Source organism: Parolsenella sp. LCP21S3_E11 (genome assembly GCF_052118165.1).
Lineage (GTDB): Bacteria > Actinomycetota > Coriobacteriia > Coriobacteriales > Atopobiaceae > Parolsenella.
Genome location: NZ_JBQKHS010000012.1, coordinates 1 through 23,113 on the forward strand (window position 1 = coordinate 1; position 23,113 = coordinate 23,113).

The window sequence follows — 23,113 nt, forward strand, 5'->3', positions numbered from 1 at the left end:
GTGCGCCCAGATGAGGCAGCCGCGGTCGTGGTCGACGACCACCGTGACGTACTTGTGGCCCTTCTTGTACGACGTCTCGTCGATGCCGATGCGGCGCACGCCGTCGAACCTTGGACTTGCAACCCAAAATTGGACAGCTCCTAGAGGGACAGCCCTGCCTCTCTGAACTCCACCGGGCTCATGTATCCCAGCTTCGAGTGCATCCTCTCGTTGTTGTACCACCGCACGTACGAGTTGAGCTCGTCGCGCAGCTCGCCGAGTGTCGCGAACCGCCTCTGGTAGATCGAGGCCACCTTCAGCGTCTTGTTGGTCGACTCGTTGACGGCGTTGTCGTAGGGGTTGCCCTTGCGGGACAGCGACCTCCTGATCCCGAACACCTCCAGCAGCTCGTCGATGGCGCGGTTGTCGAACTCCGAGCCCCTGTCGGTGTGGAAGACCTCGATGTCGAACAGGGGGAACTCCAAGGTGGCGAAGGCGGCCTTGACCAAGTCGGCGTCCTTGCGCTCGCCGCACGAGTGGCCCACGATCTCGCGGTTGTAGAGGTCGATGAGGAGGCAGACGTAGTTCCACCTCCGCCCGACCCTCACGTACGTGAGGTCACTGACGATGTGCGTGTGCGGGGCGTGGCCGTCGAACCCCCGGTCGAGCTCGTTGGGCACGTCGGCGTCGTTCGCCTTGCCGGGGTGCGGCTTGAAGCCGGGCCCCGCGAAGCTGCTGACCAGGCCGTTCTCGCGCATGATGCGGGTTATCCTGCGCCTGGAGGCGACGATGCCCCTCTTCGCCAGCTCCCTCTTCAGCCGCGGGGCGCCGTATTCCCGCCTGCCTGCCTCGAAGGCCTCGATAACGTCGCCGGCGATGGGGTCGGGCTCCGGCTCGCGCTCGGGATGGGACAGCATCCAGTAGTAGGTTGCCCTGGGGACCCCCAGGATCCTGCACTGGGCCGCAACTGGGTATTTTCCGGAGTTCGCGCTGATGACCGCTACTTTCGTGCGAATATCAGCGCCGCTTGTTTTAAAACGTCGACCTCCATCCTGAGCTGCCTGTTCTCCCTCTCCAGCTCGAGGATGCGCTGCTGCTCGGGGGTCCTGGCGTCCGCCGCCCTGGTGGAGCCGTTCTCGTGGATGCTCTTTACCCACCTGGCGACGGTTGAGTGGCCCAGGTCGTACTCGGCCTCCAGCTCGCTCAGCCTCTTTCCGTTGTCGTAGAGCTGCACTATCTGGCGCTTGAACGCCTCGTCGTAGTGCCTGGGGTGCTTGGGGTCTGCCATGCCGGGAACCTTTCTCTCCTGTTAAAAAGTCCCTCATCGAACTGTCTAATAAAGTGTAGCAACTCCACCTCGAGGCGCCGCGCGCGGCCTCCAGCTCGGCGTAGACGCGCCTGCACACGCCGCCCACGCTGTGCCACTCGACGCGGGCGAGCTCGGAGACCGCCGAGGCGGTGCAGCGGACCGCCAGCCACGCCACCCAGTCCTCGAAGTCGCGCGTGAAGCGCGCCCCGTGCCGCGCCCAGGGGACGGCCTCGGTGCGCACGCCGTGCTCCGGGCAGCGCACCCTGCAGGGCGCGTACTCCAGGTAGCAGGCCGAGCGCGCCAGGTCCATCGCCCTCCACAGCCTGGGGGCCCCGCGGTTCGCCATGTCGTAGAAGTCGCAGGCCCTGCCGCATACGGGGCAGCGGCGCTGCTCGCGCTTGTAGGGCCGGACGCTCACGACGATGCGCTCGGCCTCGATGCGCGCGCCCAGGACGACCGTGCGGGCCAGACCGAGGGCGAGAAGTAGTAGACTCTTCATGCGTCACACCTCTTCGGTTGTCTGAATTTGGCTTAGCAATCATAGGCGGATGACGCGGAAACGGCCCCTCCCGGGGCCGTTTCAGTTCCAGATCGTTGTTTTCGCCCGCTGAGCTGGGCCTATGCCGGAATCTCTCCCACAGAAACCACCGAAGAGCCCAAAAAAGGGTACTCTTGCGGTGATAGCAAGCGGTCCGGGCAAAGCTCGGCCGCAAAGACCAAGGAGGTCCTTATGGCACAAGTCACCCAGAACGCCGCGAAGGTGGCAGAACAGAACCACGGCACCGCCACGCAGGCAAGCCCTCGTACGATGCAGCTCGTCCTCATCCGCCACGGCGAGTCCGAGTGGAACAAGCTCAACCTGTTCACCGGCTGGACTGACGTCGAACTCACCGAGACGGGCAGGAAGGAGGCCGCCGCGGGCGGTCGCGCACTCAAGGAGGCCGGTTTCGACTTCGACGTCTGCTACACCTCGCGGCTCAAGCGTGCCATCCACACCCTCAACCTCGTCCTCGCCGAGGTGGGGCGCGAGTGGCTGCCCGTCATCAAGTCCTGGAAGCTCAATGAGCGTCACTACGGCGCCCTGCAGGGCCTCAACAAGGCAGATGCCGCGGCTGAGCACGGCGACGATCAGGTGCTCATCTGGCGCCGCTCCTTCGACGTGCGCCCGCCCGCACTAACGCCTGGCGACGAGCGCGACCCGCACGTCCAGGAGCAGTACCGCGACGTCGCACCCGATCAGCTCCCCTACACCGAATGTCTCAAGGACACCATCGCTCGCGTCTGGCCCTACTTCGAGGATGAGATCCGTCCGCAGATGCTTGCTGGCAAGCGCGTACTCATCGCCGCCCACGGCAACTCGCTGCGTTCACTCGTCATGAAGTTCGAGAACCTCACCCCCGAGGAAATCATCAAGGTCAACATCCCCACCGGAGTGCCCCTCGTCTACACCTTCGGCGAGAACTTCAACGTGCTCGACAAGCATTACATCGGCGACCCGAAGACCATCGCCGCCAAGATCGACGCCGTCGCCAACCAGGGCAAGGCGCACAAGTAACGGCCATGCTCAACTACCTCAAACGACACTTCGGCGCCGAGAGGACTGGCGCGCACGGAGGTCTGGAGATCCTGCGCCACATAGGCCCCGGCCTCCTCGTGACCGTGGGCTTCATCGACCCGGGCAATTGGGCCTCGAACATGGCGGCGGGCTCGCAGTTTGGCTACTCGCTGCTGTGGATCGTCACGCTCTCGACGCTTATGCTCATCGTGCTGCAGCACAACGCGGCGCACCTGGGCATCGCCACCGGCACGTGCTTGGCCGAGGCGACGACGCGCCACCTGCCACGCTTCGCAAGCCGCGTCATTCTTGGCAGCGCCTACCTCGCCACCGTCGCCACGGCCATGGCCGAGGTGCTCGGCGGCGGGATTGCGCTCGAGATGCTGTTTGGCCTGCCACTGCACCTTGGCTGCGTCATCGTGGCGACGGCCTCGGCTGCGATGCTGCTCACGAGCTCCTACAAGCGTTCCGAGCGCTGGATCATTGCCTTTGTGAGCATAGTGGGTCTCTCGTTTCTGGCAGAGCTCGCCCTGGTCAAGGTCGACTGGCCGAGTGCCGTCGCGTCTTGGGTTGCCCCAAGCCTGCCCACGGGCTCGGTGCCCATCGTGGTGAGCGTGCTCGGGGCAGTGGTCATGCCGCACAACCTCTTCCTTCACTCCGAGGTCATCCAATCCGTGCACTTCGAGGGCAAGGGAAGGGAGGTCATCGAGGAGAGGCTTCGCTACGAGCTGTTCGACACGCTTTTCTCAATGGGCGTCGGCTGGGCAATAAACTCGGCGATGGTAATCCTCGCAGCGACGACGTTCTTCTCACGCGGCATCGTCATCGACGACCTCGCGGCGGCCGCGGCGACGCTCTCCCCCATCCTTGGACCCGCGAGCTCGACAATCTTCGCCGTGGCGCTACTGTTCGCCGGGCTTTCCAGCAGCGTGACCGCGGCCATGGCGGCAGGCACCATCACCGCAGGCATGTTTGGCGAGGAGTACGACATCCACGACAGGCATTCCTCGATTGGCGTGGTGGCGTGCCTTCTGGCAGCGGTGGTGGCGTGCCTGGCGGTGGGCGACGCCTTTGCAGGCCTCGTCTGGAGCCAGGCCCTGCTTTCGCTCCAGCTGCCAATCACGGTGTTTCTGCTGATACGACTCACGAGCTCGCGAAAGGTCATGGGCGAGTACGCCAACTCCCGGCCACTCACGGCGCTTCTCGTGGTTATCGGCATCGTCGTGACGGCGCTCGATCTCGTGTTGCTTGCATCGTGACGGGCGCGCGCATGCTTATGTCCGCTAAGCGTGCCGATTCTCGGCTCGCGAGCGGCCGAAGCCAAAGGAAAGCGGGTTCTGCACGCTTAAAGTCGCTAAGCGCGCAGAACCCGCACGAGGGCCCTGCAAGCCGCGCGCAGCCCGCGCACCCCGCGGTTACTCGATGAGCATCGCGTCACCGAAGGACAGGAAGCGGTAGCGCTCCCTGATCGCAGCGGCGTACGCACCCATGATCTGTTCGCGCGTGGCAAGCGCCGAGACGAGCATCATAAGCGTGGAGCGCGGCACGTGGAAGTTCGTGATCAGCGCGTCTACCACGTGATAAGTGCTGCCGGGCATGAGGTAGAGCTGGGTGGTCGCATTCGCGCGAGCCACAACGTCACCGCGGCCAAGGGTGTCCGCGCTGTCCGCGCGACCCTCGAAATGCCTCGCCACGACGGCGGGCGTCGAAACGGGGGCCTCGGCGTCGAACGCGCTCTCGAGCGAGCGCACGGCCGTAGTACCCACCGCGACGACGCGATGACCGGCAGCCTTCGTGGCATGGACGGCATCGATGACGTCCTGGCCAACGTGGTAGCGCTCGGTGTGCATGACGTGCTGGGTCGGGTCGTCCTCCTCCACCAGGCGGAAGGTGTCGATACCCACCTCAAGCTCGACCGTCGCCCAACCGACGCCCTTCTCCTTGAGGCGCTCGATGAGCTCGGGGGTGAAGTGGAGACCAGCCGTGGGAGCCGCGGCGGAGTGCTCCTCGCTCATGGCATAGACGGTCTGGTACTTCTCGGGATCGCCCTCGTAGCTGGTGATATACGGCGGCAGGGGCACATGGCCGGCGGCATGGATGGCGGCATCAAGCGTGCGGGGCTCGCCCGTGGCGGGGTCGGCGCCCTGCGCCTCGAAGCGCACGAGGCGCCCACCCTTGGAATCCTCCACGAAGTCGAGAACCTCGCCCGTGAGAACCACCGGCGAGCTCTCCGGAGCGTGGAGGCCACCGGCGCGGTACTCGATGACAGCGCCGGGCTTCAGGCGCTTGCCGGGATTGACGAGGCACTCCCAGATGCCGCCGAGGGCATCGAGGTCCTCGCGGCGCTTGAGCAGGAGGGTCTCGGCGACGCCACCCGTCTTTGCCTTGTGGCCCACGAGGCGGGCGGGCATGACGCGTGTCTTGTTGGCGACGAGCAGGTCGCCCGGCTCGAGGTAGTCGACGATGTCATAGAAGTGACGGTGCTCGACGGAACCCCCGTCCGCGATTGCCTCGGCAGTTCCGGTGACTCCATCGCCCCCGTCGCGGTGCAGGACGAGCAGACGGCACGAGTCGCGAGGCTCGGCGGGAGCCTGGGCGATCAGCTCATCCGGCAGCGGGTAGTCAAAGTCATCGGTGCGCATGGTTTTGGTTCCTCTCGTTGTTTTGTCCGCAAGAGAGTTTAGCGCCCCGGACGGCGGAATACCACGCCATCCGGGGCGCCTTTGCAACCCGCTATTCCCCGAGGGTCACGGGCCACCTGTGCCGCCCGCTATTCCCCGAGGGTCACAGGCCGCCTTCGTCGGCCGCTATTCCTCGAGGGCCCGCCGAGCCTCGCCCTTCTCTTCCTTCTCCTCTTCCTTGATCTCCCAGTGGATGAGGAAGGTGAGCGCGGCCCTCAGGGCGATGATGCCCGCGACGGTACCGATCTCGTGCCAGTCGCGCACGATGACCGTGCGCAAAATCTCGCTACCCATCTTGAACTCGAGGCCCATGGCGAGACCCTTCGCGAGTGTGAGCTTGGTCTCTGGCGAGCGAGTCAGGTACAGGTAGAAGCCGCGAATGCCCGAGAAAATGATGATTCCGACGCCGATGAATTCAAACAGCAGGATGGCGACCTCGACGATGTTCTCCATGCAGAAGTCGAGCGCGCCCATGATCAGCTCAAACATACAGCCAGCCTCCGTCTCACCACCCGTCTGGCCCGGACGCGTTAAACGCCCGGAACTCCCGATTGCCCCCAGTTTTGATAGCCCCTAGTTTTAACGCTACCCTATTTTCAGCAGCTCGGACAACGGGTTCCGTCAGCGGCCGGTAATCAGATCCGGCCGCACGACGTGGCGGCGCGGCGGCACGATCAGCAGCGCCCCACGCCGCAGTCGCCAGCGCCGTAGCACGCAAGTGCGCAGCGCCCCGACGGGCATCGCGAACGCGCATCCGCGCGCCAATCCGGCTCACGACGCGGCGGCAGAGCGTTTGCCCAGGCGCTTCCCAAAACAAAAAGGGCCCTGGCGTGAACCAGGACCCTTCGAACATCTAATGGCGGGATATGCGGGGCTCGAACCCGCGACCTCCGACGTGACAGGCCGGCGCTCTAACCAGCTGAGCTAATACCCCGTGTCAGGTGCGAGGTTTATAGTACAGGAAAAGTTGTCGCATTGTCTAGAGCTTATTTCTACATGTGTGGGAATTGTTGATAGAGCAGGTAGATGCCAATGTTCGAAACACGCCGCGAGCGTGCCTCGAAACTCAAGCCGATCCAGCCACCGAAACATGCGTTTCTTCGAGTTATCCGCCTCGATTCGCCGTCGCAACTCGAATTAATGCATGTCTCGACGAGCGAACCGAGGCGCGAGGGGCGGTCAGCGTGGCGAGTGCGACAAGGCGACGCACGCGCGAAACGGCGTAGTTCGTCGGCACGATCACGCATGCCCTGAACAGCCGCGATAAACCTGCCAGAACTCAACACGACCATGGTCCTCGACGTGATGAGGAACAAAGCCGAGCTTCTCCTGCACGCGAGCCGACTTCTGGTTGCCGGCATAGTGCGCGCACCAGAGCTGGTCACACCCAAGGTCACTAAACGCTCGCGCGATCACAGCCCGGGCCGCCTCGGGAACAAGCCCGCGGCCCCAATAGGGCTTGCCAATCCAATACCCCAGCTCGAGCGCATGATCAGTTGGGACAACATCCTGGAGCCGAGGCTTCATCAACCCAATCGAGCCAACGGGCTCGGCGGTCTCGCGCAACACGATGGCGTAGGTTTCCGGAGCGCTGAGAACGTCGCGAATGACTTCGCGACTCATCTGGACCGACGCATGCACGGGCCAGCCAGCCGCAGGGCCAACCTCGGGATCCGAGGCGTACTTGTAGAGGGCCTCGGCATCAGAATCCTCCCAAGGGCGAAGGATCAAGCGTTCTGTTTCAAGCACCACGGCAAACCAACCTCTCCATCAATCCCGAATGACTGCCGCGAAAAGAGTCCCGGTCTATATGAGCAAGGCCCACACGCGGTCCAACCAATCCTGGACAGATGCCACGAACAAGGCCCCAGTCCGCCCGTGCACGCGCACCGCGCCGCGCACTCGCCGCACGCACGCGCACCCGCACGCCCGCTTCGCCCACGCACGGGCACAAAGAACTGAAACGCTCTGTTCACCCGCCTAGCGTAAAATACAACACCTCAAACACCCATCACGGGCGAGAGGAAACCCATGTCCGTAAAGTGCAACATCATGTGTGACTCCACCTGCGACTTCACCGCCGAGCAAGCGGCGGAGCGCAACGTCACCATCCTCCCCTTCCACTACGTCGAGGCCGACAAGCCCAACGGCGGCCTCTGTGGCGACGACGACCTCTTCCAGTCTCGCAGCGCCCATGAGTTCTATGACGCCATCCGCCACGGAGCCATGCCCATGACCTCGCAGCCCTCCCAGCTCGAGTTTGACGAGGCGTTCCAGGCCGCCTACGAGTCGGGCGTGCCCACCGTGCTCTTCTGCATCTCGAGCGCCCTTTCCGGCGGCTACAACGGTGCCGTCATGAGCCTCGACCGCCTCAAGGAGGCCCACCCCGACGAGGAGATCCGCATCTACGTCGTGGACTCGCTCCTCGCCTCGACGGCCCTCACGCTCCTCCTCAACGAGGCATGCAACAAGCGCGATGAGGGCATGAACGCCGAGCGTCTCGTCATGTGGGCAGAGGAGGCGCGCTATCGCATCCATACCCTCTTTATGGTCGACAACCTCGACGCCCTCCACCGCGGCGGGCGCCTCCCCAAGGGAGTAGCGGTCATCGGCGACGCCCTCGACGTCAAGGCGCTGTTGCACTTCAACCTCGACGGCTCGCTCGGCATTCGATCCGTGGCGCGCGGCCGCAAGAAGGGTCAGCGCAAGCTAATCGACTACTACAAGAAGAACGTGCAGCTCGAGGACGAGGCCAACGTGTGCGGCGTCGGCGACGCGGACGTGGCGGACGAGGGCTTCGGCGTCGCCTCCGAGCTGCGCTCCCTCGACGACAGCCTCGAGGTCCTCCGCCCGACCATCGGCCCGACCATCGGATCGCACGTGGGCCCCGGTATGCTCTCCCTCGTCTTCTGGGGCAACGACCGCCGCAAGGACAAGGCCGTGACCAAGGTCAAGGGCGTCCGCGTCGCCAAGTAGACGCCAGGCGAGACGTGCGCACCCGCACGGGCCACGAACCCGCACGTGCCACGTGCGCCGCACGCCGCACCCACGCCGCAGCAAACGCCCTGGCGAGATACCCGAACGACAAGCTCCGCGCCCGAGCGTGGCGAGCGCCTTTCGCGCCCGAGCCCCAGATGCTGACAGGACCCACCTCTTGTAAGGATTTGGCCGCAAAAACAGCTCCAATCCCTTACAAGAGGTGGGTCCTGACGCGAAGCAGCTGCACGCCGGGCAGCCTGACGCGAAGCAGCCGCGCTCGACCTTTCGCGCAAACGCTAGATCCTTGCCACGCCGGACTTGCGCGCGGCGTCGGCCACGGCGCTGGCCACCGCAGTGGCTACGCGCTCGTCGAAGGCGCCGGGAATGATGTACTCGGCGCTGCGGCTGCCGTCATCCACCAGGCCGGCGATGGCGAAGGCGGCGGCTTCCATCATCTCGTCGTTGATGTCAGAAGCACGCACGTCGAGAGCGCCACGGAAGATTCCCGGGAAGGCAAGCACGTTGTTGATCTGGTTCGGGAAGTCCGAGCGGCCCGTGGCGGCAACGGCGGCACCGGCGGCGAGGGCCTCGTCCGGCATGATCTCCGGAACGGGGTTAGCGCAAGCGAAGATGATCGCGTTGGGCGCCATGGTACGAACCATATCCTGCGTGAGGACGCCGGGTGCGGAGACGCCCACGAACACGTCAGCTCCCTTGACGGCATCCGCCAGCGCGCCGTGCACCCCATCGAGGTTCGTCCAGGTGGCAATCTCCTCCTTGACGGGGTTCAGGCCCTCGCGCCCCTGGTAGATGGCCCCACGAGAATCGCAAATGGTGATGTTCTTGACGCCCATACGCCTCATCAGGCGAGCGTTGGAGATGCCCGCGGCGCCCGCGCCAGAGATGACCACGCGCACGTCAGCCAAGTCGCGACCGGTAAGACGGCACGCGTTGATAAGCGCCGCGCAGGTGACGACGGCGGTGCCGTGCTGGTCGTCGTGGAAGATAGGGATGTCGCAGACCTCCTTGAGGCGGCGCTCGATCTCGAAGCAGCGCGGCGCGCTGATGTCCTCGAGGTTCACGCCGCCGAAGCTACCCGCGAGGAGCTCGACGGTACGGACAATCTCGTCGACGTCCTTCGAGCGGACGCACAGCGGGAAGGCGTCGACGTTCGCGAACGTCTTGAACAGGGCGCATTTGCCCTCCATGACGGGCATGCCTGCCTCGGGTCCGATGTCACCCAGGCCAAGCACGGCCGTGCCATCCGTCACGACGGCAACGAGGTTGCCGCGACGGGTGTAGGTGTAGGAGTCATCCACGTTATCGCGAATCTTCAGGCAAGGCTCGGCGACGCCGGGCGTGTATGCCACGGCGAGCTCGCCGGGAGTGGTAATGGAGGCGCGGCTCACGACCTCGATCTTGCCCTCCCACTCCCTGTGCTTGTCAAGTGCGTACTGCTTGGCGTCAACGGCCATTGCGTGCTCCGTTCCTTTGGTCCGCCCGCGGGCGCGGGTGGGTGCTTCCATTACTCCGCCGCCCGCGGGCGCGGGCGAGTGCTGTTGGGCTACATACAAGCAGACCGTACCCAGGGCGGGCGCGCGTAGACCGAGTAATCGATATACGTCCTGATACGTCGGTTATCGACGCGTCAAAGCGGCGGAGAAGACACCCCGCGCGACGCTCCAGCAATCATCTCGTGACAGACCGTTAGCAGAAAGAATATGCATATATGTAATATCCACGGACAATGACTGTTAATATAGGCTCCGATAATAATGGAGTTGTCTACGCTGAGTCCATGCTCTGATTCTAGAAGCAGACAGCTCTCGCAATCGGCGCGCCCTCGCCGGGAAGGGGGCTCGTATGAAACCAACCACTCAAGCAAGGCGCATGTGGAAGCGTCGCTTACTTGCGGCAGCGGCCACAGTCATGTTTGTGCTAGGAACCGCCATGCCCACAGTGGCCATGGCAGACGCTATCGACGATTTCGTTGCCAGTGCGCCGAAACACACCATGACGCCCACGGACACACTCGTGGACAACGGCGACGGCACGTATGACGTGACGCTGTCCGTGACCGGTGCCACGGAGGAGACCGAGATTGCCAAGCCTATCGACATCATCTATGTCGTCGATAGGTCGTTGAGCATGGTCCCTGATCTCGCGGCTGCACGCAGGGCCATCACCGCCGCCGCGAACAAATACCTCACCGCCGAGAACGCGGCGCTGCCCGACAATCAGCAAGTCCGGATGGCCGTCATTACCTACGGCAGGAAGGCGCAAGTGAAGCAGGGCTTCACCAACAGCGCCCCTGATGTCACCAACGCTCTCCCTAAGACCGCCCCCGAAACGGGCACCAACTGGAAGGCTGCGCTTGTCGCCGCGAATGCCCTGAGCGGCCGTACCGGCGTCGAGAAGCGCATTGTGCTCCTCTCCGACTCCGAGCCGACGCTCCGCACGAGCGCAGAGGGCTATACCGGCCCCGCGCACTTCGATGGCACGTACGGCATGTCCGTCGACGATCCCAAGGGCCGCAACTATTCCGCCGCCCTGCGCGCTGCCCAGGGTCGTGGCAGCGCGATCCTCACCGCCGTCTCTCTCTCGAGCAAAGCCAACGGAATCGTGAGCAAGTTCGCCGGCGAGGCGGGTGCCGAGTTTGCCAACGGCAACACGGAGGGCAGCCTCACCGCCGCGCTTACCAACCTCGACACCACCATCAAGAAGACCGCTGGCTACAAGAACGTCGAACTCGTCGACCAGCTCTCTGACTACGCCGAGTTCGTCACCGCCGACGACGGATCTGTCGGCAACCTTCGCTACGCCAAGGGCGGTACTAAATGGGATAACGCTCCCGCCACCATCGAGGACGGCAAGCTCACCTGGAACCTTGGGGGCGACGCGCTTGAGAACGGCGTCACCTACTCCGTGACGTTCACCATCCGCCCCAGCGCCAATGCCTTCAACGAGGTGGCAGCTAGTGGTCAGGCTCAGGACTTTGCCGTAAACGCCACTGACGGAGCTGTCGTCAACTACACGCCCGTCGTGAAGACCGATGGCGTCGAGGCAGCCTTAGACCGTCAGACCAGTGCCTTTGCTGAATCCCCCGTGTTCAACGTTGCTGCTCCCGAGCCCGTGCACGTGGCCCTCACGGCTACGAAGGTCCTCAACGGTGCCAACCTCTCCACCGGCGAGTTCACCTTCGAGCTCGTGAACAACAATGACCTTATGGGCCAAGCCACTAACGACGCCGATGGTAAAATCGCGTTCCGCGAGCTTACCCTCAGGAGAACCGGTTCCTACACCTTCACCGTTCGCGAGGTTGCCGGCAACGTCGCGGGCATGACTTACGACACCAATAGTCACACCGTCAAGGTTGTAGTCACCGTCAATGACGAGGGCAAGCTTGAAGCCTCCGTCGAGGGCAACAACCCAACCTTCACGAACACCTACGTCGCTCCCGCGGACAGGCCCGCGGATTCCAACAAGCCCACCAGTTCTGACTCGTCCGCTAACACCAACAAGCAGATTCCGCAGACGGGCGACACCAACAATGCGATGCTCCCCATCACGTTCGCCGTTGCCGCAGCCGCCTGCATCGTCATCGGCGTGGCCCTAAGCCGCAAGAAGTAGTCGCTTCGGTTCACTCAGACTCGCGTCTCATCTCGATTGACGATCATTTGAACCACTAGCCCGGTAGGCAATTCGCCTATCGGGCTTTCTTATGCTGCGACGGCGGAACCGCGGCACTCTCGCACCTAGTCACAATCCCATCTAGTCACACGACACCGCTGGCGATGATTCACGCAGCCCCTTTCCATAGAAGCTAGCAAGACGGAGGTCAATACCATCTGGTCTCAGGATGATGGCATTGACGCCCACTCAAGGCTGGGTCCGGCGATAGGCGACTGTGCGCCTTGGGTTTCGCCCGCGGCAGTGTTGCGCCCAAAACTGCACCCAGCTGCATAGCGGCCACCGTTCAAGACGGCGCGGGGGGCTATGCATCCATAACCCCTCCATCAATCAGCGTCTGAAACAAGAATTTGGAATCGTCGCTTTCCCCGGTCCAAAAGTCTGGTAGTATATCCCCTGCACCAATTCGGGGAATTAGCTCAGTTGGGAGAGCGCATGACTGGCAGTCATGAGGTCAGGGGTTCGAACCCCCTATTCTCCACCATAAATGATGGGGCGGCGACTTAGGTCGTCGCCCTTTTTGTTTACGTTTTGGCGGCGCAACCTGGCAGCGCGGACGCAGCCTCCACCCTTCCGTTTTGACGGCGCAGCCTGGCAGAACGTACGCAGCCCCGACCAACATTGCAAGCGCCGGCCCCGCCCGCCATTCGGCCTCGCCCTAGCACAACGGCGCGAAGATGCGCAGAAGGCCATCCACCGCCCAACGGTAGGAGTACTGCCTCGCGTCATATGGCTTGATCTCGACGCATTTCTCCTGCGTGGCGAGGAAATCCGCCTTAATCTCCGAGATGACACTCGAGCGATAGAACAGCGAGTTGTTCTCGAAATGCAGAAACAGGCTTCGATAGTCGAGGTTGACCGTGCCGATCGTGGCGACGCAGTCATCGAACATAGAGCCCTTCGCGTGGACGAAACCAGGCGTGTACTCGTAAATCTTGACACCGCCGTTCAACAGCACCTGGTAGAAGCTGCGAGACATGCGGAAGACCAGTTTTTTGTCCGGAATACCTGGCATGATGATTCGCACGTCAACGCCACGGCTTGCCGCCGCGAGCATCGCATCCATGAGGTCGTCGGCAAGCATGAGGTACGGCGTGAAGAACCAGGCGTATTCCGTGCTCTGCGAGAGGAGGTCGATATAGAGCCGGTTGCTCGTGGCCTCGTGATTGAGGGGCGAGTCATAGTAGCTGAGGACATAGCCGTCGGTCTCGCGCGAAGGCGCCGCCACCGGTGAGCGACCCACGGCAGCCGAAGCCGGCCACCCCGCGATCGCCGTGCCCGTCACGGGAGTCGCAGGCGCCGCCATCTCGCAACCCTCCTCCATCGGCCGAGCTACCGTTGCCGTCCCCGGGCGAACCACGGCATCAACCGCCTTGCTAGCCAGCACCTCGGGCATCGGGAGACCCTCATAGTCCTGCGCGCGCCCAAAGGCGTTCCAGAACGTCAGGAACATGTGGGTGAAGGCGCGCACCGGCTCGCCGGTCAGTCGGAAGCCGATATCCTTCCAGTGCCCGTAGCGTCGCTCGAGGTTGATGTAGCAATCCGCGAGGTTAACGCCGCCGCTATAGGCAATCTCGTTGTCAATGATCAGCATCTTGCGATGGTCGCGGTAGTTAGCAGTGCCCTTCAGGGCGAGGAGCGGGTTGAACGGCACGCAGGGAATGCCCCTCTCCTGCAGCTCGCGCGCATTGCCAAAATCGAAGGTCGAGAAGCACCCGAGGTCGTCATACATCACGCGAACGTCCACACCCTGTCTCAGCTTGGCTTCGAGGAGCTCCACGATGGAGTTCCACATGTGGCCCGGCTCGACGATGAAGTATTCGACGAAGATCGTGTGCTTGGCGTCCTTCAGGTCTGCCAGCATATCGGGGAACATGTCATCGCCCAGCGGATAGTAGCGCACGTCCTCGACCCTATAGAGGGGATACTGTGTCTTCTCCTCCAGCCAGCGAAGCGTCTGCTCCATGCGCCTCTCGCCGTCGAAGGGCGTCTCGCCAATTGGAAGAGGCTGGGGGTCATTGCTCTCCCTAACGCTCTCGAGCTGGCGCCTGAGCGGCTTGGCCGTGCGCTTGTTACCGAAGCAGAGGTAGAGCAGCGTGCCAACCAAGGGAATCGCTAGGATGACCAGCAGCCAAAGCAGCTTGTAAGTACTCTCGTCACGTTTGATGACAATAAAGAGAACGAGAAAGACCGCCACGATGGAGAGCAGCGACGCGATGAGCGCGGAGTATGGTGCGAGCCACTTCGTGAGCAGCAGAAGCCACAGCGCCTGCAGGGCAGCCGCGGGAATGACGATCAAAATGCGATTGAGGATCTTTCTCATGCCAAGCTCTATTCCGTCACGCCGTCCTGGAGGCTTCTCTCGTATTTGCTGATGACAACTATGCCATAGGTGGCTGACGTGGCGGCGCCGGCAACGGTGGGCGCGGACTGTCGACAACGGCAAGCACGGAGGCGATGCGCGCCCGCTTCTCCTCCGCCATGCCATCGATATTCGCAGAAGCGTCTCGTTCGACGCATCATCGACCCACTTGCCGTCCGCACCCCGGTACCGCGCAACGCGAGTCCCGGATTGGCAGCGGTGCCCTACTTCCCGAAAATCGTCCCAAACAGGCCGCCGCGCTTGGTCTTCTCCTCGCGACATGACCCCTCGCGCGCCGCCGCTACCTGCGGTGCCGCATCCTCGCCGCCCCTGCGGACAATCTCGTACAAAAACAGCGACTTGACGTACTTGACCTCGATGGGCGTCGCATGGACGGTGCTTTCACTCGAAAGGGCCAGACCCGATGGAAGCGGAGCCACAATGTGTGTCTCACGCTTCTCGCTGAACACAACGGCCGCCGCGCGCCCAGTCTGCCCGTTGACGGCGATGCGCACCTGCTCGCCGTCGCGCTCATCCGCCGCCGGACGATCGACGTAGTACACCGGCACCATCACAAGGCCATCCTTGTGCTTGCGAACTTTTCGGGACAACGAGCGAAGGTTTTTCTTGCTGAAACCCAGCGCGGATTCTGCGTCGTTGCCCGCGATATAGAGCGCCAGCTTGTCGACAACGACGTCGTCCTTGGTCGACGCGTCGACGGCGATCACGCGGAAGTCGCCCTCCTGCATGGCGGGATCGAACGGCGCCACCCTCGAGAAATCCCAAGGCTCGAGGATGCCCATAAGGGAAATGTCGAGGTAGTTTGCCCTGGGATAGGCCCAGTCGAGGACCTCGTAGTAGACCAGGGCCTCCTTGCCCAGGCCCTTGCCCGGGAAGGACGCCATCATGCGCAGGTCCGCGAGCGCCATGGGGAAGTAGAAGAGCATCATGTCATTCTGGATGGCGCTCTCCACGTCATGGCCCGCGAAGGCATCCGGGTGCTGGCGAACGAGCTGGAGCGCAGCGGCGCGCGCCTGCTGCTCGCTGACCGCACACGGAATTCCCTGCTCGGGCACGTATTCCGCACCAAAGCCCATGGTCAGGCGCTTGCTGAAGGTGCCCGGCTTGAGCAGATCCGCGGCACCAATCTTGTTTCCGCACGACGGGCACTCGAACACGCGCTGGGTCGATGTGCCCTCGAATGACGCGCCGCAGAACGGACACGGGATGCTCACATGCTCGGCCTCCTGGTACTCGGACGCCGTGCCGCGGTCCTCCCACAGCAGGTGTTCGAGCACCGACTGGTTGCGCCAATGGGGCTTGAAGAAGTACCAGTCTGGATCCACCGGCGGCTCGAGCTGCGAGACATGCGTGAGCTTGAGCAGACCATCGACAACCTGAAGCGGCTGGTGGCGAATGCCCAGCGCGCTCGTGGGGTCACCGGCACCGGGCGCCCACGGCAGGACCGTGCCGCAATAGGCGCACTCGAAGCTGCGCTTCGCCTGATGCGAGTACATGGGTCCGCCGCAGTTTTGACATTTGATGGCAAAGAACTCGTCCATGGGATGGGCCTCCTTGTCGTCATGGCGGCACGTTGCCTCACTGGTCTCGCCCACTCTGCGGGCGAGACGGATTCGCTCGATCCCCTGCTCTGCTTCTCTCGCGCGGCATTCGCTCGAGCTCGCACCACGCCAGCGTCAGTCGCTCGCGCCCGCTCACAACGATCGTGCCACAGCGGCGGCAAACAACCGCGAGCTACAGAATCCAGTCGAAGCCCGACTCGCCGAGTCGATAACGCATATTGCCCGTCTGAACCTCGGTGTGCACGCCGCTGTTATCGAAGGTCATGTTCGTGTTGGACCCGACGGGATAGACGGTCTTGCTCTCGCCCGTGGTGAGGTCGTAGCGGATATTCCCGACCTGATTCTCGAGGTGAAACTTGCCGTCCGAGCCAAAAACGTTCTTGAACATGGCAAACCTCCTTGACGTGTTATAGAAGAGTATATCCGGTCAAAGAGCTGGTGAGTCGCAGGTACAGCTGCGACGGAGGCATGGCGGCATGCTTCGTTCTGCCCCATGCGCTTAATCCCGTCTATGCGATATGCGGTGGGGCAAATGGGCCTACTCGAATCCGCCGGAAAATGATTAACAATTTCGGATCCACTATTATTCGCGAGCCGCTCTCAACGGTCTGCACACCCCGAACCAGGCAGCGAGTCGCCATCTGAAAGCGTCATGGCTTGTCGATCTTGCCGTAAAGCTCAATCCGCTCGCCCGAGAACGAATTCACCAGCTTCTGAATTGCCTCGGCCATGCTGCGTTTGCCTTCGCTGGAGTTTTCCGTATTCAACCTGAGCGAGACGTAGCAAAGAAAGAAATATTGTGCGTTGAGCTCCGCAGGATATAGCGGCCTCATATCACGATGCTCACTTCAACCACGACAGAGGCGGCCAACCGCGTTTCGAAGAGATGCCTGGAAGAGTCCGGCGCCGCACGGCGGCCCGATAACTTATTCGCATAAATAGTGGACACGAAATTCGATAGCTAAAAGTGTGCGACCCAAGTAGCGCAAATGGCAGCAAGTCTGGTACCTGCGGCTTTACAAACGCCTACGCTATGGCTACTCAACGATTCCTATTTTTGCTATCGAATTTCGACTCCGCTATTTTAAAGATTCGGCAAACACAATTCTATGCAATGGAAGAAAGAACGAGAGCGAACGCCGGCGGGACGCGTAAAACGTGGCGCGCGGGGCGTGGCGGCGGGACACGTAGAACGTGGCCGTCGCTGAGCGGCGCGCTTGCAGTCGCGACACCCGCCAAAAAGAAAGGGCTCCGCACAAGGCAGGTCACTACGGCGACGTCGAGACCGAGATTGGCCGCAGCGTAGGAGCACTGGCCATAGTTGCCAAACAGGCCGGCGCTGGAAGCGAAGTTGACAAGCGCTGAATCCGTTCGGCACTGACACAGTGATAGACGTTCATGACGAATAGTTTGTTGTCACGAACCGCGAACATGATATTGGCGAGGCCCGTCTGCCAGGTTTCGGCAGTTTTATTGTTGGCGAGAGCCTGACGCGCGTCCTCCTCGCACGACCACTCTACCAGGTCATATATATCTTGAAAGTGGTAGTAGAACGTCATGCGGCTGACTCCGCAATCCTCGGTGAGATCAGCGATCGTAATTTTGTCAGGGGTTTGGTGAGGAGAAGGTGCTTGAGCGACTCCTCAAGGGCACGCCTGGTCAGTTGTCCGGACAAAAACCCTTTCGATGTTCAATGACCGGATTGTACCCGCCAAGGCGCGAGGAGATGTCTGGATGACACGCCGACGTCCCCTGCCAAGAAAACACGCCAAGTAGGGGGCTATTTGGACTCCAGTCAAGTAGAACCGAATCACGCAATCAGTTTAGCTGCGGTTTTGTCATGCTAAACATGGCGTCTACTTTGACAACCTCAATTTAGCCCCCTACTTGACGCACTTTTACAGAATCGGGGGCAGAAAGGGCGGCATTCAAGCCCATCAGTCAGCGCCGAAGGACGGCATTCAACCCTACCAGCCAGGGCGGAAGGACAGCATTCAAGCCCGCCAGCCAGGGCGGAAGAAAAATCGCAAATCCGAACAAGCGGCAACAGGGACGAAGCATGTGCGCTCCGCGAGCCGCCAGCAAATAGCGCGCGACAGGCAGATGCCCGCCGAGCGCCCGCATACACGTTGTGAAAGGCCGCCGCTAGTTAACGCTCACACCGCCGTCGACCTTGACACAGGCGCCCGTCATGAACGATGCGTCGTCGCTGGCGACGAACAGCACCGCAGCAGAAAGCTCCTCAGGCTTGCCCATACGAATCTCCTTGTCGAGACCCGCCATGGCACGTCCCATACCAAACTGATCGATGCCAGAATCGGCCATCATCGAGCCGCTAATCTCAGTCTCGACGCCACCGGGGCAGATGGCGTTGCAGCGAATCCCCTCATGCGCATACATGTAGCCGGTGTTCTCGGTCATGCCGACAAGCGCGTGCTTGGAAGCCGTGTAGGCCGCGCCAGCTCGAGCACCATTCGTGCCGCCGATGGAAGCAACGTTGACGATGTTGCCCTTCGTCTCCTGGCCAAGCATCACCTGAACGGCCTTGCGCATAGCATACATGGGACCCTTGACATTAACGGCGAAGACCTTGTCCCAGCGCTCGTCCGAGATGTCACCGATGGGCTCGAAGCCATCCATGATGCCCGCATTGTTCACGAGAATGTCGAGCTTGCCGCACTTCTCAACTGCGAAATCAATCATGCCGTCATTCGTCTCGCGCGCAGAAACGTCACCCACGTAAGGCAGGATCTTGCCAGGCAGGCCATCGGCCTCGGCCTGAGAGGCGAGCTCAGCGAGGCGCTCTTCGCGGCGAGCGACGGCAACGACCGTGGCACCTTCCTTGGCAAAGTCGTAGGCAATCTGGCGGCCCATGCCCGAGCTTGCGCCAGTGACGACAACGCTCTTTCCTTCAAAACGCATGGCAAATCCCTTCTATTGTTAGGTAATACGACTAGCAATAGTCTGGTACAGACGAGACGAGCCGTCGTTTCCTTCTCGGCAGATGGCAGCTGGCTGACCCTATGCGGTAATCACGTCCGTTAATGTCAGGTATTGGACGAGAGGTCGCTCGCGATTGCGACGTGGCAGGAGCGGCTGGCGCTCTCGGCCACGTTCTGCGCGCATGACATCACGCATTCGTTGGCCGCAGCCGTGATTTACGCGCACGGCGCGCGCAAAACGTGGCAGCCGGCGCTGGCAGATGCAAAACGTGGAGATCGCCCGCGCGGCACGCGCTGAACATGTCTCGCGATATGCAAGGTCGCCACCCTACGCTCGGGCGCATCGCCGGCATCCCCGCGATACCCGCCAAAAAGATAGGGCTCCGCACAAAGCGGAGCCCCACGGCAACGATGCCACGACAAACAGCAGCGAAACCTTACGGCCTCTGGCCCATGCCACCCTCAAGGGTGATGGTCTCGCCGTTCATGTACTTGAAGTCAGGGCCACAGAGCTGAACGACAACGCGGCCGATCTCGGTTTCGACGTCGCCGTAGTGGCCAGCCGGCGGCATGTGGACGTTAGCCTTGAAGGCCTCGGGGTACGCAGCCTCGAAGTTCTCGAGCTGAGCGGTCCAGGCAAGCGGGCAGACGATGTTGACGTTCACGCCGTCCTTACCCCACTCGTTGGCAGCGACGCGCGTGAGGCCGCGGATACCCTCCTTAGCCGCAGCGTAGGAGCACTGGCCGTAGTTGCCAAACAGGCCGGCACCGGAAGCGAAGTTGACCACGGAGCCCTTGGTCTCCTTCAGGTGCGGATACGCCTTCTGCATGTAGAGGAACGTGGCGTAGAGGCCCGAGTAGATGGCGAGGTTGAACTGGTCCATCGTGTGCTGCTCGATCGTCACGCCGGAAGCGGAAGCCTGGGCGTTGTTGACGACGGCATCGATGCGGCCGAACTCCTCGATCGTCTTATCAATGACGTTCTGCACGACGGCCTCATTGTCCTGACCAGCGGAAACGTCAGTCTGAACAGCGAGGACCTTGATGCCGTATTCGGCCTCCAGGCTCTCCTTGGCGGCCTCGAGCTTGGCAACGTTGCGGCCGGTGATGACGAGGTTGGCGCCCTCCTTGGCGAAGGCGATGTCGATGCCATAACCGATGGAACCAGCGCTGCCGTCCTTGAGCGTGGCCTTACCGCCGCCAGTGACGATAACGACCTTGCCGTCAAACATACCCATGTTGGTATCCCTTTTTAGTCGGCCCCGAGCGTCTGCCGCTCGGATCACCGATTGTGTCAACGTAACAGAGGGACAGCCTGTATTGGATAAGGTTTCGGCGGGAGAGGCGCGATGCCCGATAGAAGGGATTATTCGAGCCAGCAGGCCCATATTTCCGAGAAGGACCACGCCGAACGAGCGCGCGCAGCCGGGGCCACGCTGAGTAGGCGCGCGTAGCCGAGACAGGCCGGTCATGCAGGTGCGCTTGGCCGAAGTGGGCCGGTCATGCAGGCGCACTTGGCCGAGGCGGGTCGCCGCACCGAGACGGCATCGTGCGAGCTAGCGCGCCCGGCGGGCGGCCTTGCGCTCGTCGCGGCGTTCGTGGCGCTCAATCGTGGCCTCGGCGGCGGAGAAGCGACAGCCGCAGTAGTTCTGACGATACATGCCCAGTTCGCGGCTCTCGGTCGTGGCCTTGGGATAGAGCGGGCGCCAGTCGCGCACGATGGGCATGAGCCCGTTCGCCGCGGCGAGTCGCTCGAGGATCTCGGTGCAGTCCTCGAAGAGCTGGTAGGGCGACACGGCCAACGTGGTTGATACGTGCGAGAAGCCCAGCTCGCGGGCCACACGGCATGCGGCATCCAGGCGGATCGTGTAGCAGGCGCGACAGCGCGGGACGCGGTCGAAGCCATGGGGAGCAACGACGCGCTCCCAGCGTTCGCGGCCCTCGGCCGGGGTGAGCGCGGAGTTGACGCCGGATCCAGCACCGCGCTCGCAGCGAACCACGGCGATGCCCGCGATGTCGGCCCACGTCAGAAGCGTGGCAAGGCGCAAGTCGTGCTCGGCGACGGGTTGGATGTTGGGATTGTCCCAGAGGATGACGGGCTCGAAGCCCTCGTCACGAAGGCTCGCGACGGGCTCGAGCGAGCAGGGGCCGCAGCAGGCATGAAGCGCCAGCGGCACGCGGCCGGTCTCCTGCGCGATGTACTCGATGTCGATCATGTCAGCCCTCCCCCGTCGGTGCCGGAACGTTCATGCAAGTCGGGCGCGCACGTTGCCCGCTGTGCCACGTTGCGCGCCACCGCGCACCCCGCCGGCATCCGCACGCGCCGCCGCAGCGCGCCTCCGCACGCACCGTCCATCCAAGGCCTCCATCATCGCAGAGGCGTCCTCGTAAAGCATCCATCAATTTGGGAGCGGCGGCGTAAAGCCAGCGTAAGCCGTTTCTTTCAAGTCTGTAAACGACGGACTCCCGAAATATTTCTGTAACCATCCCGCGCGATTATACGAGCATGCGCGGTGTGCGGAGGGGTTTTACCCTTCCTCCCTTCCCTCTCCGCAGACCGCACGCAAGGGCGCCCGGCTCCAGTCCCCGGGCGCTTTTTTTTGCAACGAGTGCAGCGCAGCGCGTCGTTCGGCTCACAAGCCAGCGCACTGAAGCGAGCCCAGCGCGATGCCAAGACCGCAATGCATCGGTCACCATCGTCACCATCTACTCGTGCCGCGACCATTACTCAGATCACCAGGACACCTCGAGGCTCCTTTAGGAGTCCATTTGATGTCGCTCTCCTATTGTTTCCGATTTGTTACACGATGCTGTGCTCATGCGCAAGAGCGCAGCTGCTCGTTCGCCCTCAGGTACACGTGCGGCGACGGTTTTAACGAGAACGACCTCCACCACTTCACCGACGCCCTCAACGAGCAACTTGCTGAGGGCAATACCTATACCACACTCGTCATCCTCGCAAACGAGGGCGACCACTGGGAGCACCCCGCGCAGGTGGTCCACTCGCCTAAAGCGCGCAGACGTTCTTGGGCGCGCCCTCGAGCCAGGCGAGGACGTTGTCGAACTCGATGACGGCACGGCGCTCCATGGCCTCCTCGGTGAGATACGCCACATGAGGCGTGAGCACGCAGTTCTTAGCGGAGGCGAGCGCGTAGCCTTGAGGCAGCGGCGGTTCCATGTCGAAGACGTCGATGCCAGCCCCAGCGAGCTTACCGAAGTTCAGCGCCTGGGCAAGCGCATCGTTGTCCACGATCGGGCCGCGTGCGCAGTTCACGAGCACGGCACCATCCTTCATGCGCGCGATCTTCTCGGCATCAAAGAAGCCGCGGGTCTCGAGCGTGAGGGGCAGGTGGAGGCTCACGATGTCGGACTCGGCGAGAAGCTCCTCGAGACTCGTGAACTCGATGCCCGCCGCGCGGGCCGCCTCGCTCTCGTGACGCGCAAAGCCAAGCACGCGGGCGCCAAACGCGCCGAACAGCCTCGCCACAGCGCACCCGATGTGGCCCGTGCCCACGATGCCCACGGTCTTGCCAGAGATTTCGCGCCCCATGAGGCCGGCGGAGGTGCCGCCCGCACGCGTCGCCGCATCGGCCGGGACGACGTGGCGCAGCACGTCGATCGCGAGGCCCACCGCAAGCTCCGCCACGCTGACGTCCGAGTAGCCGGCGCAGTTGCACACGGTGATGCCCCGCTCGCGGGCCGCGTCGAGGCCCACGTGGTCGATGCCCGTGAACGCCACGGCAATCATCTTGAGCGCGTCGGCGCCGCGCACGACCTCGGCCGGATAGGGGTTGTTGGCGATCATGACCACGTCGGCGCCGGCAGAGCGACGGGCGAGTTCGGAGGCGTCCGTCGTCTTCTCGGGCCAGTAGACGAACTCGTGACCGGCCTCCTCGATGGAGCGCGCGAGCTCGCGGACGCGCGCCTCCGGGATGCCGAGCGGCTCGAGCAGGGATACCTTCATTCGATCGTCTCCTTATGAAGACGCCCGCCGCGAGGGACGGGCATCGGCTTTGTTACGCGCGTTCGCGCG

General features: G+C 62.8%; 18 protein-coding genes, 2 tRNA genes and 2 pseudogenes. 5 read left to right on the top strand and 17 right to left on the bottom strand.

Annotated features, from left to right (window positions below; genetic code table 11):
- From ACTQ1Z_RS08085 to ACTQ1Z_RS08095, 3 genes and pseudogenes are all read right to left on the bottom strand, one after another.
- Positions 1-111: pseudogene (locus tag ACTQ1Z_RS08085) on the bottom strand (transposase); the annotation flags it as partial.
- Positions 112-140: 29 nt separating this feature from the next.
- A protein-coding gene (locus ACTQ1Z_RS08090) for an IS3 family transposase (protein WP_441860125.1) occupies positions 141-1,267 on the bottom strand; the annotation gives its coding sequence in 2 pieces (ribosomal slippage) (positions 141-1,009 and positions 1,009-1,267; 1,128 coding nt in all).
- Positions 1,268-1,382: 115 nt separating this feature from the next.
- A pseudogene (locus tag ACTQ1Z_RS08095) lies at positions 1,383-1,787 on the bottom strand (helix-turn-helix domain-containing protein); the annotation flags it as partial.
- 309 nt (positions 1,788-2,096) lie between these two features.
- On the opposite strand from ACTQ1Z_RS08095, the gene gpmA reads away from it, so the two are divergent.
- Both gpmA and ACTQ1Z_RS08105 read left to right on the top strand, forming a co-directional pair.
- Positions 2,097-2,843: a 2,3-diphosphoglycerate-dependent phosphoglycerate mutase gene (gene gpmA, locus ACTQ1Z_RS08100; RefSeq protein ID WP_441860159.1), complete on the top strand. Its 747-nt coding sequence runs from the start codon at positions 2,097-2,099 to the stop codon at positions 2,841-2,843.
- 5 nt (positions 2,844-2,848) lie between these two features.
- Positions 2,849-4,102: an Nramp family divalent metal transporter gene (locus ACTQ1Z_RS08105; protein WP_441860127.1), complete on the top strand. Its 1,254-nt coding sequence runs from the start codon at positions 2,849-2,851 to the stop codon at positions 4,100-4,102.
- A 156-nt stretch (positions 4,103-4,258) separates the two neighbouring features.
- On the opposite strand, the gene queA is transcribed toward ACTQ1Z_RS08105, so the two are convergent.
- The 4 genes from queA to ACTQ1Z_RS08125 all read right to left on the bottom strand — a co-directional run bounded on the left by queA (position 4,259) and on the right by ACTQ1Z_RS08125 (position 7,255).
- The gene (gene queA / locus ACTQ1Z_RS08110; protein ID WP_441860129.1) at positions 4,259-5,485 is read right to left on the bottom strand and encodes a tRNA preQ1(34) S-adenosylmethionine ribosyltransferase-isomerase QueA; all 1,227 of its coding nucleotides are present in this window, start codon (positions 5,483-5,485) and stop codon (positions 4,259-4,261) included.
- Between the two features lie 165 nt (positions 5,486-5,650).
- On the bottom strand, positions 5,651-6,013 hold the full coding sequence (locus ACTQ1Z_RS08115) for a DUF1622 domain-containing protein (RefSeq protein WP_320679300.1): 363 nt from the start codon (positions 6,011-6,013) through the stop codon (positions 5,651-5,653).
- A 368-nt stretch (positions 6,014-6,381) separates the two neighbouring features.
- Positions 6,382-6,458: transfer RNA gene (locus ACTQ1Z_RS08120), tRNA-Asp, on the bottom strand.
- A 305-nt stretch (positions 6,459-6,763) separates the two neighbouring features.
- On the bottom strand, positions 6,764-7,255 hold the full coding sequence (locus ACTQ1Z_RS08125; RefSeq protein WP_441860131.1) for a GNAT family N-acetyltransferase: 492 nt from the start codon (positions 7,253-7,255) through the stop codon (positions 6,764-6,766).
- A 300-nt stretch (positions 7,256-7,555) separates the two neighbouring features.
- Between ACTQ1Z_RS08125 and ACTQ1Z_RS08130 the strand changes: the two genes are divergently transcribed.
- The gene (locus ACTQ1Z_RS08130; RefSeq protein WP_441860133.1) at positions 7,556-8,500 is read left to right on the top strand and encodes a DegV family protein; all 945 of its coding nucleotides are present in this window, start codon (positions 7,556-7,558) and stop codon (positions 8,498-8,500) included.
- A gap of 299 nt (positions 8,501-8,799) precedes the next feature.
- Here ACTQ1Z_RS08130 and ACTQ1Z_RS08135 read toward each other — a convergent pair whose 3' ends face one another.
- Positions 8,800-9,978, bottom strand: coding sequence for an NAD(P)-dependent malic enzyme (locus ACTQ1Z_RS08135; protein WP_320679568.1), 1,179 nt, complete (start codon positions 9,976-9,978; stop codon positions 8,800-8,802).
- A 475-nt stretch (positions 9,979-10,453) separates the two neighbouring features.
- Here ACTQ1Z_RS08135 and ACTQ1Z_RS08140 point away from each other — a divergent pair, with 475 nt between their 5' ends.
- Entirely contained in the window at positions 10,454-12,133 is a 1,680-nt protein-coding gene (locus ACTQ1Z_RS08140; protein ID WP_441860135.1) for a Spy0128 family protein, read from the top strand.
- A 468-nt stretch (positions 12,134-12,601) separates the two neighbouring features.
- A tRNA-Ala gene (locus tag ACTQ1Z_RS08145) sits at positions 12,602-12,677 on the top strand.
- Positions 12,678-12,851: 174 nt separating this feature from the next.
- On the opposite strand, the gene ACTQ1Z_RS08150 is transcribed toward ACTQ1Z_RS08145, so the two are convergent.
- The 9 genes from ACTQ1Z_RS08150 to ACTQ1Z_RS08190 form a co-directional block, all read right to left on the bottom strand.
- Positions 12,852-14,516, bottom strand: coding sequence for a phospholipase D-like domain-containing protein (locus tag ACTQ1Z_RS08150; protein ID WP_441860137.1), 1,665 nt, complete (start codon positions 14,514-14,516; stop codon positions 12,852-12,854).
- 263 nt (positions 14,517-14,779) lie between these two features.
- On the bottom strand, positions 14,780-16,117 hold the full coding sequence (locus ACTQ1Z_RS08155; RefSeq protein WP_441860139.1) for a hypothetical protein: 1,338 nt from the start codon (positions 16,115-16,117) through the stop codon (positions 14,780-14,782).
- 193 nt (positions 16,118-16,310) lie between these two features.
- Positions 16,311-16,526: a hypothetical protein gene (locus ACTQ1Z_RS08160; RefSeq protein WP_293813866.1), complete on the bottom strand. Its 216-nt coding sequence runs from the start codon at positions 16,524-16,526 to the stop codon at positions 16,311-16,313.
- Positions 16,527-17,245: 719 nt separating this feature from the next.
- Positions 17,246-17,524, bottom strand: a complete 279-nt coding sequence (locus ACTQ1Z_RS08165; RefSeq protein WP_441860161.1) for a KR domain-containing protein — start codon at positions 17,522-17,524, stop codon at positions 17,246-17,248.
- The gene (locus ACTQ1Z_RS08170; RefSeq protein WP_320679559.1) at positions 17,407-17,697 is read right to left on the bottom strand and encodes a hypothetical protein; all 291 of its coding nucleotides are present in this window, start codon (positions 17,695-17,697) and stop codon (positions 17,407-17,409) included. Before ACTQ1Z_RS08170 ends, ACTQ1Z_RS08165 begins: the two co-directional genes overlap by 118 nt.
- A 586-nt stretch (positions 17,698-18,283) precedes the next feature.
- Complete coding sequence (locus ACTQ1Z_RS08175) at positions 18,284-19,060, bottom strand: SDR family NAD(P)-dependent oxidoreductase (RefSeq protein WP_441860142.1); 777 nt, start codon at positions 19,058-19,060, stop codon at positions 18,284-18,286.
- Positions 19,061-19,517: 457 nt separating this feature from the next.
- On the bottom strand, positions 19,518-20,318 hold the full coding sequence (locus ACTQ1Z_RS08180) for an SDR family NAD(P)-dependent oxidoreductase (protein WP_441860144.1): 801 nt from the start codon (positions 20,316-20,318) through the stop codon (positions 19,518-19,520).
- Between the two features lie 318 nt (positions 20,319-20,636).
- Entirely contained in the window at positions 20,637-21,296 is a 660-nt protein-coding gene (locus ACTQ1Z_RS08185) for an epoxyqueuosine reductase QueH (protein ID WP_441860146.1), read from the bottom strand.
- 791 nt (positions 21,297-22,087) lie between these two features.
- Complete coding sequence (locus tag ACTQ1Z_RS08190; protein WP_441860148.1) at positions 22,088-23,044, bottom strand: 2-hydroxyacid dehydrogenase; 957 nt, start codon at positions 23,042-23,044, stop codon at positions 22,088-22,090.
- Positions 23,045-23,113: the final 69 nt, after the last annotated feature.

What these genes read in the sequence shown, in the direction of transcription:
- gpmA (WP_441860159.1), top strand. Translation starts at nt 2,097, where the DNA reads ATGCAGCTCGTCCTCATCCGCCACGGCGAGTCCGAGTGGAACAAGCTC.
- ACTQ1Z_RS08105 (WP_441860127.1), top strand. Translation starts at nt 2,849, where the DNA reads ATGCTCAACTACCTCAAACGACACTTCGGCGCCGAGAGGACTGGCGCG.
- queA (WP_441860129.1), bottom strand. Translation starts at nt 5,485, where the DNA reads ATGCGCACCGATGACTTTGACTACCCGCTGCCGGATGAGCTGATCGCC.
- ACTQ1Z_RS08115 (WP_320679300.1), bottom strand. Translation starts at nt 6,013, where the DNA reads ATGTTTGAGCTGATCATGGGCGCGCTCGACTTCTGCATGGAGAACATC.
- ACTQ1Z_RS08130 (WP_441860133.1), top strand. Translation starts at nt 7,556, where the DNA reads ATGTCCGTAAAGTGCAACATCATGTGTGACTCCACCTGCGACTTCACC.
- ACTQ1Z_RS08135 (WP_320679568.1), bottom strand. Translation starts at nt 9,978, where the DNA reads ATGGCCGTTGACGCCAAGCAGTACGCACTTGACAAGCACAGGGAGTGG.
- ACTQ1Z_RS08140 (WP_441860135.1), top strand. Translation starts at nt 10,454, where the DNA reads ATGCCCACAGTGGCCATGGCAGACGCTATCGACGATTTCGTTGCCAGT.
- ACTQ1Z_RS08150 (WP_441860137.1), bottom strand. Translation starts at nt 14,516, where the DNA reads ATGAGAAAGATCCTCAATCGCATTTTGATCGTCATTCCCGCGGCTGCC.
- ACTQ1Z_RS08155 (WP_441860139.1), bottom strand. Translation starts at nt 16,117, where the DNA reads ATGGACGAGTTCTTTGCCATCAAATGTCAAAACTGCGGCGGACCCATG.
- ACTQ1Z_RS08160 (WP_293813866.1), bottom strand. Translation starts at nt 16,526, where the DNA reads ATGTTCAAGAACGTTTTTGGCTCGGACGGCAAGTTTCACCTCGAGAAT.
- ACTQ1Z_RS08170 (WP_320679559.1), bottom strand. Translation starts at nt 17,697, where the DNA reads ATGACGTTCTACTACCACTTTCAAGATATATATGACCTGGTAGAGTGG.
- ACTQ1Z_RS08175 (WP_441860142.1), bottom strand. Translation starts at nt 19,060, where the DNA reads ATGCGTTTTGAAGGAAAGAGCGTTGTCGTCACTGGCGCAAGCTCGGGC.
- ACTQ1Z_RS08180 (WP_441860144.1), bottom strand. Translation starts at nt 20,318, where the DNA reads ATGGGTATGTTTGACGGCAAGGTCGTTATCGTCACTGGCGGCGGTAAG.
- ACTQ1Z_RS08185 (WP_441860146.1), bottom strand. Translation starts at nt 21,296, where the DNA reads ATGATCGACATCGAGTACATCGCGCAGGAGACCGGCCGCGTGCCGCTG.
- ACTQ1Z_RS08190 (WP_441860148.1), bottom strand. Translation starts at nt 23,044, where the DNA reads ATGAAGGTATCCCTGCTCGAGCCGCTCGGCATCCCGGAGGCGCGCGTC.